Annotated in this window: 9 protein-coding genes, 1 pseudogene and 1 riboswitch; of the genes and pseudogenes, 3 read left to right on the plus strand and 7 right to left on the minus strand. The window is 68.5% G+C overall.

From position 1 onward, the window contains the following. Positions 1-533: pseudogene (locus STRIP9103_RS43325) on the minus strand (glutamate--cysteine ligase); the annotation flags it as partial. Positions 534-1,100: 567 nt separating this feature from the next. On the opposite strand from STRIP9103_RS43325, the gene STRIP9103_RS43330 reads away from it, so the two are divergent. Both STRIP9103_RS43330 and STRIP9103_RS43335 read left to right on the plus strand, forming a co-directional pair. After that, positions 1,101-1,685 carry a hypothetical protein gene (locus STRIP9103_RS43330; RefSeq protein WP_009341700.1) on the plus strand — a complete coding sequence of 195 codons (585 nt, stop codon included), beginning with the start codon at positions 1,101-1,103 and terminating at the stop codon, positions 1,683-1,685. A 400-nt stretch (positions 1,686-2,085) separates the two neighbouring features. After that, the gene (locus STRIP9103_RS43335; protein WP_048822159.1) at positions 2,086-2,292 is read left to right on the plus strand and encodes a DUF5999 family protein; all 207 of its coding nucleotides are present in this window, start codon (positions 2,086-2,088) and stop codon (positions 2,290-2,292) included. 21 nt (positions 2,293-2,313) lie between these two features. On the opposite strand, the gene STRIP9103_RS48030 is transcribed toward STRIP9103_RS43335, so the two are convergent. Together STRIP9103_RS48030 and gcvP are read right to left on the minus strand one after the other, a co-directional pair. Beyond that, positions 2,314-3,188, minus strand: a protein-coding gene (locus STRIP9103_RS48030; protein ID WP_374005668.1) for an IS5 family transposase whose coding sequence is annotated in 2 segments (ribosomal slippage) — positions 2,314-2,796 and positions 2,799-3,188 — 873 coding nt in all. Because the reading frame shifts where the segments join, the coding sequence is not laid out codon by codon here. 196 nt (positions 3,189-3,384) lie between these two features. Next, complete coding sequence (gcvP, locus tag STRIP9103_RS43350) at positions 3,385-6,270, minus strand: aminomethyl-transferring glycine dehydrogenase (protein ID WP_009341704.1); 2,886 nt, start codon at positions 6,268-6,270, stop codon at positions 3,385-3,387. A 171-nt stretch (positions 6,271-6,441) separates the two neighbouring features. Next, a riboswitch (glycine riboswitch) is annotated at positions 6,442-6,536 on the minus strand. 133 nt (positions 6,537-6,669) lie between these two features. On the opposite strand from gcvP, the gene STRIP9103_RS43355 reads away from it, so the two are divergent. Then, positions 6,670-7,038: a PRC-barrel domain-containing protein gene (locus tag STRIP9103_RS43355; RefSeq protein ID WP_009341708.1), complete on the plus strand. Its 369-nt coding sequence runs from the start codon at positions 6,670-6,672 to the stop codon at positions 7,036-7,038. Positions 7,039-7,389: 351 nt separating this feature from the next. Here the strand turns inward: STRIP9103_RS43355 and STRIP9103_RS43360 are convergent, their stop codons facing one another. From STRIP9103_RS43360 to ftsR, 4 genes are all read right to left on the minus strand, one after another. Further along, positions 7,390-8,757 (minus strand): DNA polymerase IV, encoded by a 1,368-nt coding sequence (locus tag STRIP9103_RS43360; RefSeq protein ID WP_009341697.1) that lies wholly within the window; start codon positions 8,755-8,757, stop codon positions 7,390-7,392. A 171-nt stretch (positions 8,758-8,928) separates the two neighbouring features. Then, entirely contained in the window at positions 8,929-9,612 is a 684-nt protein-coding gene (locus STRIP9103_RS43365) for a MerR family transcriptional regulator (protein WP_078614261.1), read from the minus strand. A 416-nt stretch (positions 9,613-10,028) separates the two neighbouring features. Further along, a complete protein-coding gene (locus tag STRIP9103_RS43370; RefSeq protein ID WP_005475662.1) occupies positions 10,029-10,502 on the minus strand; it encodes a bifunctional nuclease family protein in 474 nt (157 codons plus the stop codon). Between the two features lie 84 nt (positions 10,503-10,586). Continuing rightward, on the minus strand, positions 10,587-11,285 hold a 699-nt coding region (gene ftsR, locus STRIP9103_RS43375; protein ID WP_234022447.1), incomplete at its 5' end, for a transcriptional regulator FtsR.

An 11,285-nucleotide genomic window follows, 5' to 3' on the forward strand; every position in this document is an offset into this window, starting at 1 on the left:
GAGGTGCAGACGAGCCGCTCCACACCGTCGATGTCGAGGGTGAAGTCCTCACCGCGGGCGGCGACGATCTGATCGTTGAGAAGCGTGTAGCGGTCACCGGCGGAGAGGTTCGAGGAGACCAGATCGTCGCGGTCGAGCGTGGGCAGAATGCCGATCATCACGATCCCGGCGTCCAGCTCGCCCGCTTTCCGGTCCGCATACGCCAGGGAGGTGCGCAGCTCCTCGGAAAGCCGGTCGAAAACCCGACCACCCAGCCGATGTGGAGCTATGTTGACTTCCAGATTGAACATGGCGAGTTCTGTTTGGAAATCTCGGCTCGCAATCCGCTCCAGTACTTGCGCATTCATCATTCTCGGCAGACCGTCGGCCCCGACCAGGTTCAGCTCGATCTCCACACCCATGAGATTCTTGGGGCGATCGAACCGCTTCTCCGCCAGCAGCCGAGCCAGTCCCGCCAGACACTGCCGCAGTTTGTCACGGTAGAGCTGACGGTCGGACAGGCCGAACGGCCCCGCCACGACCTTCTCCCCCATCGAAGTGTCCCTCCTCGGATGGGCAGGCCCGACGAGCCGGCCACTGCTGTCCCGGGTCCACGGATGATGATGCCCAGGCAGAGCCACCGATAACGTCTCGCGCACGACCTGCGCACGCTAGGCTTGGCGCGGTCTCCTTCGACCATATTCACTCGGCGTGCTTCTGGCACATTCACCGGGCAAGAATGAGCACGCGCTTTCTATGTGCCGGCTTTCGTGAAAAGCGCCGACGAGAACCGGCCGTCCACCCGGTGCCGACAATCCGAGGTCACCGGCGCCGGCCTCTCGGTAATCGGGATGATTCTCGCGTTTCGGCGACCGGATACCGCCTTGCTCTTCATATCCACGACGGCTAGACGAAACATCCTCTGAACATGTGTCGTATAAACTCGCTAAACGAGGCTGAGAGTCGGCACTCGCGGTCCTCGGTCCTGCCGTCAGGCCAGCGCGGCGGACCACTCCCATGTACCCGGACTCCGAGCATCCACTCTCCGATCCCGAGAGCTGACAGCGTCGTCCGCCCCCACCCTCGCGCCACCGTGCCTGTCGAATGAGAGGCGACCCACCATGCCGCTGCATGTCCCCCCGGCTCCAGCGCCCGCCCTGCGCACCGTCCTCACGGCACTCGGTTCCCCCACCGCCGTCCACGAGGCGCGAACCCCGTCCCTGAAGAACGCCCAGGGCCCCGCCACACCCGAACTCCCGCTGCCCGTCCACGTACTCGACCGGATCGCCCCCGAGAGCGCGGGCACCACGCGCCTCACCGGCTGGCGCTTCCTGATCCGCTGCGGCGACCGTGCCGTGGCCGCCGCCGAGACCCGGCTGATGCCCGACGGATGGGCGTTCTCGCACTTCTTCGAGGGCCCGTACATCGCCTCGACCGAGCACGCCCTGCGTCAGGCCGATCTGATGCCCCAGCCCTATCAGCCCCGCCTGCTGTCGGTGCCCGAGCTCTACATGCTCACGCTCTGGCTGCACGCCGACCACACCGCCGACGGCGCCACCGGACACCCGGCGCCGACCGACCTCCTGGTGCCGCTGGCGCCGGCCCCGCCCGGCATCGCGGCCCACCGCCCGCACCGGGTCGCCGACCTCCTCCCGGTGCTGACCACCCGGCTGACCCCCGCCCCGCTCCTCGGCTCGCCCGCCTGAGTTCAGGCTCACTTCCCTCTTTCGTACCGCCTCGTACCCCGCTGCCGATATACCGGTGGCGGGGTACTCGTTTACCGCTGACGAGATATTCCGCTCTTTCGCGCAGCAATACGCTCGGACGAGCAATTCAGTACGCATCTCCCCATCGGACTAGCCCTATCCGACCACCGCGAACCACCCGAAGGGACAGTGCGGTTCGGATGAACCGTCCGCGCGGGCGGTGCGTCATCAACCTGTGAGAAGCGGTGCTGCGAAATCCCTGCGGATTGACGCCCGTAGGGCAACACTGGGACCGGACCGATTTATCTCAACGGGGGCGGCCATGAACGGGGCTTCAAGCCGCGAAACAGACAAAACAGCCATCTCGAACAATACGACAAAGCGAAAGATCCCAACAACCATGTGCCAGCACCAGCCACTGTGCCCGACAGCCGAATCCGCCGACCGGGAAGGCGCCCGACTCGTGGCGCACCATCCGGAGCAGGGCTGGAGCCTGCTCTGCAACGGCGTTCTGCTCTTCGAGGACACCGGTGAGCTCCTGCCGGACGGCCAGATCATCGCCCCACACCGCCCCCTGGGCACCGACAAGGTGATGTCGGCCGCCTAGGGTGCGTTTTGAAAGTGCTGGTCACAGCCACTCGTTGATGGCTGCGACCAGCACGGTCGCCTCGTAGCGAACTGCCAACTTGTCGTATCTCGTGGCGACAGCGCGGTGCCGCTTGAGGCGATTGATTCCGCACTCGACCGCGTGGCGCTCCTTGTAGTCGGCCTTGTCGAACTTAGGTGGCCGGCCGCCGTGGGAGCCGCGGTTCTTGCGGTTGGCGATCTGGTCGCGCTTCTCCGGGATCGTGCAGCGGATACCGCGCTTGCGCAGGTAGGCACGGTTCGCGCGGGAGCCGTACGCCTTGTCGGCACGCACCTTGTCCGGCCGGGTGCGCGGGCGGCCCGACCCGAGCCGGGGCACCCGGATGCGGCCCAAGACCACCTGGAACTGCGGGGAATCACCGCGCTGTCCTGCCGTGATGACCAGCGACATCGGTTTCTGGGCCTGCTCGACCGCCAGGTGGAGCTTGGTTGTCAGCCCGCCCCGGGAGCGTCCGAGCCCGTGGTCGTCGGGCTCGATGAACACACCGCCTGGCGGCTCGATCTGCAGATCCCCTTTTTGCGGGCGCCGGCCGCATGCTGGTGGGCGCGGGCGATGGTCGAGTCCACCGAGACGTCCCAGGTGATCAGTCCCTCGGCGTCGGCCTGGGCCTGCAGCTGTTCGAAGATGCGGTGCCAGGTGCCGTCCCGCTGCCAGCGGCGGAACAGGCCGTAGACCGTCTCCCACGGGCCATAGCGCTCGGGCACGTCCCGCCAGGGAGCACCGGCGCGGGTGCGCCACCGTATGCCGTCTATCAGTTGCCGCTTGGTGTGCACCGGTGGCCGTCCAGGCTTCTTGCCGACCGGGAGCAGGGGCTCCAGCTTCGCCCACTGTGTATTCGTCAGATCATGCCGCCCCACGAAGTGGGATCTTGACACATCAAGATCCACATATGAAACGCACCCTAGGGCCCGTACAGGCAGGCGGATCAGGGGCCTGGCCGCACTTCACGTGCGCACAGGGCGAGCGTCCCCGCACAGGACGTCCGCCCGGACACATGAGGGGCCGGACGGAGAAGCACTCTCCGCACCGGCCCCGACGCGTATCCGCGGGTGACTACGCTTCGTAAGCGTCCAGCGGCGGGCAGGAACAGACCAGATTCCGGTCGCCGAAGGCCTGGTCGATCCGGCGCACCGGCGGCCAGTACTTGTCGGCGGCGGTGACCCCGGCCGGGAAGACGGCCTCCTCACGGCTGTAGGGATGCTCCCACTCCCCGCCGAGCGCCGCCGCCGTGTGCGGGGCGTTGCGCAGCGGGTTGTCGTCCGCGGGCCACTGGCCCGAGCCGACCTTCTCGATCTCGGCGCGGATGGCGATCATCGCGTCGCAGAATCGATCCAGCTCGGTCAGGTCCTCCGACTCCGTCGGCTCGATCATCAGCGTCCCGGCCACCGGGAACGACATCGTCGGCGCGTGGAAGCCGTAGTCGATCAGTCGCTTGGCGATGTCGTCGACGCTCACCCCGGTCGACTTGGCCAGCGGCCGCAGATCGATGATGCACTCGTGCGCGACGAGCCCGCCCGGTCCTGTGTACAGCACCGGGTAGTGCGGCTCCAGCCGCTTGGCGATGTAGTTGGCGCTGAGCACCGCCACCTGTGTGGCCCGCTTGAGCCCCTCACCGCCCATGAGCCGTACGTACGCCCATGAGATCGGCAGGATGCCCGCGGAACCCCAGGGCGCCGCCGAGATCGGGCCCACACCCGTCTCCGGGCCGGCCTCGGGCTGCAGCGGGTGGTTCGGCAGATACGGCGCCAGGTGCTCGCGCACGGCCACCGGACCGACGCCGGGACCGCCGCCGCCGTGCGGGATGCAGAACGTCTTGTGCAGGTTCAGATGCGAGACGTCACCGCCGAAGTGCCCCGGCTTGGCGAGACCCACCAGGGCGTTGAGGTTGGCGCCGTCGACGTACACCTGCCCGCCCGCGTCATGCACCTGCGCGCAGATGTCGGCGACGTGCTCCTCGAACACACCGTGCGTCGACGGGTACGTGATCATCAACACGGCCAGCTCGTCGCGGTACTGCTCGATCTTCGCCCGCAGATCTTCGACGTCGATCTCACCGTCCTGGGCGGTCTTCACGACGACGACCTTCATGCCCGCCATGACAGCGCTCGCGGCGTTCGTCCCGTGGGCGGAGGACGGAATGAGGCACACGGTCCGCTGCTCGTCGCCGTTGGCCCGGTGGTACCCGCGTACGGCCAGCAGTCCGGCCAGCTCACCCTGCGAGCCGGCGTTCGGCTGCAGCGACACCTTGTCGTACCCGGTGACCTCCGCGAGCCGCTCCTCCAGCTCACGGATGAGCGTGAGGTAGCCCTGTGCCTGCTCGGCGGGCGCGAAGGGGTGCAGCTGCCCGAACTCGGGCCAGGTCACCGGCTCCATCTCGGTGGTCGCGTTGAGCTTCATCGTGCAGGAACCCAGCGGGATCATGCCCCGGTCGAGCGCGTAGTCCCTGTCCGCGAGACGACGCAGATAGCGCAGCATCGCGGTCTCGGACCGGTGCTGGTGGAACACCGGGTGCGTGAGGTACGTGTCGGAGCGCAGCAGCGCCTCCGGCAGCGTGTCCTCGACAGCGGCATCCAGTGCCTCGACGTCGCCCTCCACGCCGAACGCGGCCCATATGGCACCGAGCTGCGCCCGCGTGGTGGTCTCGTCGCAGGACATCGACACCAGGTCGCCGTCGATGAGGCGCAGGTTCACCCCGCGCACCCGGGCCTCGGCGACGACCTCGGCGGCCCGCCCCGGCACCCGCGCGGTCAGCGTGTCGAAGTAGACGCCGTGCACGACCTCGACCCCGCCGGCGGTGAGACCGGCGGCCAGGACGGTGGCGTACCGGTGGGTGCGCCGGGCGATGGTCCTCAGCCCCTCGGGCCCGTGGTACACGGCGTACATCCCGGCCATCACGGCGAGCAGCACCTGCGCCGTACAGATGTTGCTGGTCGCCTTCTCCCGGCGGATGTGCTGCTCCCGCGTCTGCAGGGCGAGCCGGTACGCCTTGTGTCCGTCCGCGTCCACGGAGACCCCGACGAGCCGCCCGGGCAGGCTGCGCGCGAACTTCTCCCCCACCGCCATGTAACCGGCGTGCGGACCGCCGAAGCCCATCGGCACCCCGAACCGCTGCGTCGTACCGACCGCGATGTCGGCGCCCAGCTCACCGGGCGAGGTCAACAACGTCAGGGCGAGCAGATCGGCGGCGACGGTGACGAGCGCACCGAGTGCGTGCGCCTGCTCGATGACCGGCCTGAGATCCCGTACGGCCCCGGAGGCGCCCGGGTACTGCAGCAGCACACCGTTGATCTCACGGGCGGCGATGTCGTCCGGAATCCCGTCACTCAGATCCGCGACGACGACCTCTACCCCGGTCGGCTCGGCACGCGTCTCGATCACTGCGACGGTCTGCGGCAGTGCGTCCGCGTCGACGAGGAAGAGCCCCTTCTTGTTCTTCCCCATCCGCCGCGACAACGCCATGGCCTCGGCGGCGGCCGTGCCCTCGTCGAGCAGCGAAGCACCGGAAGTCGGCAACCCGGTCAGGTCGGCGACCATGGTCTGGAAGTTGAGCAGCGCTTCGAGTCGCCCTTGCGAGATCTCCGGCTGATACGGCGTGTAGGCCGTGTACCAGGCCGGATTCTCCATCACGTTCCGCAGGATGACGGGCGGGGTGAAGGTCCCGTAGTACCCGAGTCCGATCATGGACCCCAGCACCTGGTTACGGTCCGCGAGGGAACGCAGTTCGGCAAGAACCTCGGCCTCGGTGCGCGCGCCCGGCAGCTTCAGGGCCTCGGCATTCTTGATCACATCCGGGACGGCGGCGGCCGTCAGCTCGTCGAGCGAGCCGTATCCGACCTGCGCGAGCATCTTCGCCCTGGCCTCTTGGTCCGGGCCGATGTGGCGCCGCTCGAAGGGGATTCCCTGTTCGAGCTCTGCGAGCGGAATGCGATGGGCGGTCATTGCGGAGGCCTCCTGGTCTGACGACCTGCGAGGGGCACCACGGCATGGGTGCCCGGACGGCCTCCCCCTCTGTCATCTCAACCTGAGAGCTTCACCGGTCCGTACATGGACCGGCTTTCACCGTCGGTGAGAGCGGAAGCCGTCGACACCCGCTCTGCTTTCCAGAGTGACCTCGTCCGTGCGGTACGTGAGCCTGAGAGATTCCGGGGAGGATTTGCTCCTTCGGCGCCTCCGATGTGTCCGGAGGACTCTCCCGCACGGGTTCAGCAGCCGCTGCCAGCGTATCAGCGTGGTCAACGCATGGTCTTCGAGTGGCCGCCCAACCCGATGTGCCTTTTCGTATTGATAGGCGCTGACGAGCGACGATCCGCGATTCCTCTCCGACCACTTGGAGGGCCCGTGCAGCCCGACATCGATCCGCGCAACCTGATCGGCCGCAAGGTATTCGACCGCAAGGGCACCAAGATCGGCACCGTCGACGAGGTCTACCTCGACGACGCCACCGGCACCCCCGAGTGGGCCGCGATACGCATGGGCCTCTTCGGCCGTGACGCGTTCGTCCCTCTGGAGCCCAGCGAACTCATCGAGGGCGCCCTCCACGTCCCCTTCGACCGTGCCCTCATCAAAGACGCCCCCGACTTCGGCGTAGGCCGCCATCTCTCCCCCGAACAAGAACTCCAGCTCTACCACCACTACGGCCTGGACACAGCCCCACCACCCCCACTGGACCAGGGCTTCGACCCCATCTCAGGCAAGGACGACTCCTGACCCACCGCCCATCGACCCCGTCACCCCACCCCACATCCCACATCCCGTCACCCGCCGCCCCGCACTCCCCCTGTCCACCCGTCTCCGCTCCGCCCCCGCTCCGCTCTGCCCCGGCTTGCACTCCCGCCTGGGCGCCCCGTGTCATCTGGGTTCCCCCTTCGGCCCAGCTCGCAGCCGCACCGTGCTTCCCCACTCCCTCCTTCTTCCCACCTCGGCTCCCCCTTCCGCCCGGCCCCTTCATCCGGGCCGCAACGGCGCTCAACCAGGACAGGAGGCAGCGACGCCGCGGTCAACGCCGGCCTCAGCCCGGCGCCACGCCCCTCCCTCGCCGCCCCGGAACCACGCCCACTCTCACCCCGCCGCCCCGGACTCCACCCCCGGCTCCGCCACTCCACCCGATATCAGCGGCAACGGATCCGCCGGCTCCAGATCGGGGTCGCCCGTCCGAAACGTCCGCACCCGCCCCGGCTCCGACCAAGGCGTCTCGAACCGCACAGTCACCCGCCCCAGCCCGCTCCCCTGCACCCACCCGTGCCCGTACTCGGCATGCCGCACATCCCACCCGGCCCGCCACTGCCGCTCAACAGGCGCACTCTCCGCCGCCACGGCCACCTCCACCGGCTCCTCCTCAAGAAGATCCGGCTCCCCCGCCGCCTGCGCGAACAGATCCTCCTGCGTGTAGTCGGCAAGCCCGCTCACCCCGACCCCGAGCAACCGCACCCCACCGGTCGTGTCCACGGCCTCCAACAACCGCGCCGCGGCCTCCCGCACCACGGCGGGGTCGTCGGTGGGCCCCCGCAACGTCTCGGACCGGGTCAATGTCGAAAAGTCGAACCGCCGCACCTTCAACACGATCGTCCGCCCCGACAGCCCGGCCCCCCTCAGCCGCCGCACACATCGATCGGCAAGCCGTTGCACTTCCATCCGCACCCGCACCCGGTCATGAATGTCCACGTCGTACGTGTCCTCCACCGACACGGACTTCGTGTCCCGCTCGGCCACCACGGCCCGGTCGTCGCGCGCCAGCGCCATCGCGTACAGCCCATGCCCATGGGCCTTTCCCAGCAGCCGTACGATCTCGTCCTCGCCCGCCTCCACGATCTCCTCGACGGTGGTGATCCCGGCCCGCCGCAGATGGTCCCCGGTCGCCGGCCCCACCCCCGGCAGGATCCGCACCGGCATCGGCCCCAGCAATGCCCGCTCGATACCCGGCTCGATCACCACCAGACCGTCGGGTTTGGCCTGCTCGGACGCGATCTTCGCCAGCATCTTGGAGGCCGCGAGCCCCACGGACCCCGTCAGCCCGGTCATCGCCCGAATGTCCGTGCGCAGCTTCACCCCGGCCCGCCGCGCCGACTCCTCGTCCCAGGCCGCTCCCCCGGCCTCCAGATCCACGAACGCCTCGTCCAGACTCAGTGGCTCCACCAGCGGCGACAGCGCGCGCAGCAGCCCCATGACCTGCTCACTGATCTCCCGGTAGAACGTGAAGCGCGGCGTGAGATAGGCGGCGTTCGGCGCGAGGCGCCGCGCCTGCGCCATGGGCATCGCCGAGTGCACCCCGAAAACCCGGGCCTCGTACGACGCGGTGGCGACGACCCCACGCGGCCCGAGCCCACCCACGATCACGGCCTTCCCACGCAGGCTGGGCTTGGATGCCTGCTCCGCCGACGCGTAGAAGGCATCCATGTCGAGATGCATGATGGTGGGCGCGGTTCTCACATCTCCGATGCTGCCCTACGCCACTGACAATGCCCCCTGCGGCCGACCCGTACCGCCTGAACACATCGGCCACTTGCCCCGAGGGCATCCATCCGCCAACCTCGGATCATCGACCCACCCAAGGAGCCCTCCCACAGCCAAGGGGACCCAGCCCCTCGGATCCACGGGCCTTCAGACCGCCCGGTTACGCCTCCGCGCCAGCTCGTCCGTCGGGTTGTGGCCGACGAGCGTCTCTCCGGTGTCGACCCGCTCCCCGTGCAACTGCGAGAGAGCGCTTTCCACATCGCGCCAGACCACCCCGACGGCGATCCCGAAGATCCCCTGGCCGCCCTGAAGCAGCGCGTGGACCTCGTCGGGCGAGGTGCACTCGTAGACCGTGGCACCATCGCTCATCAGCGTCATCCGCTCCAGGTCGCTGAACCCCCGCTCCCGGAGGTGCTGGACGGCCGTGCGGATGTTCTGCAGCGACACACCCGTGTCGAGGAACCGTTTCACGATCTTCAGGACGACGACGTCCCGGAAACTGTAGAGACGCTGCGTCCCCGACCCATGGGCAGGCCGGACGCTCGGCTCCACGAGGCCGGTGCGGGCCCAGTAGTCGAGCTGCCGATAAGTAATACCGGCGGCCGCACACGCGGTGGGACCGCGGTAACCGACGTTCTCGTGCGGCTCGGTCGCCGCCTGCGCACTGTCCTGAACAGCCGTGGGCCGCTGCGGGACATGACCGGCCGCGCCGCCGCGATGGGGATACCCCCCGCTCGGGTGAAGCCGAGAGCTCGAAAGAGGGTACGGGCCGTTCTCCCCCAGACTGTGTCCGGGGGCGCCCCCAGCCGTACCGTCGCCGCTACTTCTCACGCCGACCTCCGTCCTTGACCTGCCTTCTCGACGGTAGGCAGCCACCAGGGGTGCGTCAACGACCGCCACACTCGCCACGCCGAGTGATAATCACCCTGAGAGTGGTTTCCCGTGCCCTTCCGCGGGGAAAGGCTAGCCGAATGCGCTGAGGGGGAGCCGCCCGGCATCGCACTGGCCCTTGGCATGTGCCGAGCACCGGTACACGCTCGACCCCTCCGACCTGCGAGACCCGAGCCCCCAGTCCGCTTGGTCTTCACTTCGGTCGACTGCCGACAGCCCTCGGTGTTCATCTCATCCGCCGCGACGGCGCTCAAGCACAGCGGCACAGCTCAGCCGCCCACTACGCCCTCGGCTCCGCAACGGAATCCCGGTCGGCGGCATCGAGACCCCAGCCCCGCACCGCCGCCCGTCCCGGCTCACTGGCTGTTGGTTCCGAAGTCCTCGGGCGAGATCTGGTCGAGGAACTCGCGGAACTTCTCCACCTCGTCCTCCTGCTCGTCCGGGATCGCGATGCCCGCGTCGTCGAGCACCCCGTCACTGCCGAAGATCGGCGTCCCGGTGCGCAGCGCCAGCGCTATGGCGTCGGACGGCCGGGCGCTCACCTCGACCCCGCTGGCGAACACCAGCTCCGCGTAGAAGACGCCCTCACGCAGGTCCGTGATGCGCACTTCCGTGAGCTCCTGGCCGACGGCCTCCAGCACGTCCTTGAACAGGTCGTGGGTCAGCGGTCGCGCGGGGGCCATGCCCTGCTGAGCGAAGGCGATCGCCGTCGCCTCCCCGGGCCCGATCCAGATGGGGAGGTAACGGTCGCCTCCCACTTCACGCAGGAGCACGATCGGTTGGTTGGAGGGCATTTCGACCCGGACACCTACGACATCGAGCTCGTTCACACAGCAACCCTAGGCCGTGCTCGGGATGTTTGGGTAGTCGGGCACAGATCGGCCGACCGATCCGCCACAGGCGAACACCCCGCCTCAGCGGAGCCGCACGCCCAGCGCGCTCTGCACGAGCGCGGCGTGCAGCTTGATCGTGAGCCCCGCCAGCTCTCTCGTACGATCCTCCGCATGCGCCCTGGTCTGCGGATTGCGGTGACGGCGCAACGGGGCCACGACCTGGTCCACGAGGCCCGCCTCACGGTCGGCGGCGGCCCGCATCGCCCGCAGATGCCTCGGCTCGATACCGAACCGCCCCAGTTCCACCACGAGTGTGGCGATGGTGAGGGTCTCGGCGTCGTACGACCCGTCCGGCAGCGCGGCCACGAGCCCGTAAGACTCCCACTCGGCCAGCTGCTCCTCGTCGATCCCGGCGCCGGCGAGCAGCTCGCCACGCCCGATCCTGGCAGCCGTGAGCTCCTCCGACTCCCCCAGGAGCTCGCTCAGGCGTTCTCGGTCACCGATGTCGCGCTGGCGGCCCACCGACGGCAGACGTACGTCCTCGCCGCGCTCCAGGGCCTCCAGATACTCACGGATCACCTTGAGCGGCAGATAGTGGTCCCGCTGCATCCTGAGGACATGACCGAGGCGCTCGACATCCTCAGGGCTGAACTTGCGATACCCCGAGGGGGTTCGCTGCGGCTCGATGAGCCCCTCCGACTCCAAGAAGCGGATCTTGGAGATCGTGACTTCGGGGAACTCCTCACGCAGGACGTTCAGCACCGTGCCGATGCTCATCAG

It is taken from the genome of Streptomyces ipomoeae 91-03 (genome assembly GCF_000317595.1).
Lineage (GTDB): Bacteria > Actinomycetota > Actinomycetes > Streptomycetales > Streptomycetaceae > Streptomyces > Streptomyces ipomoeae.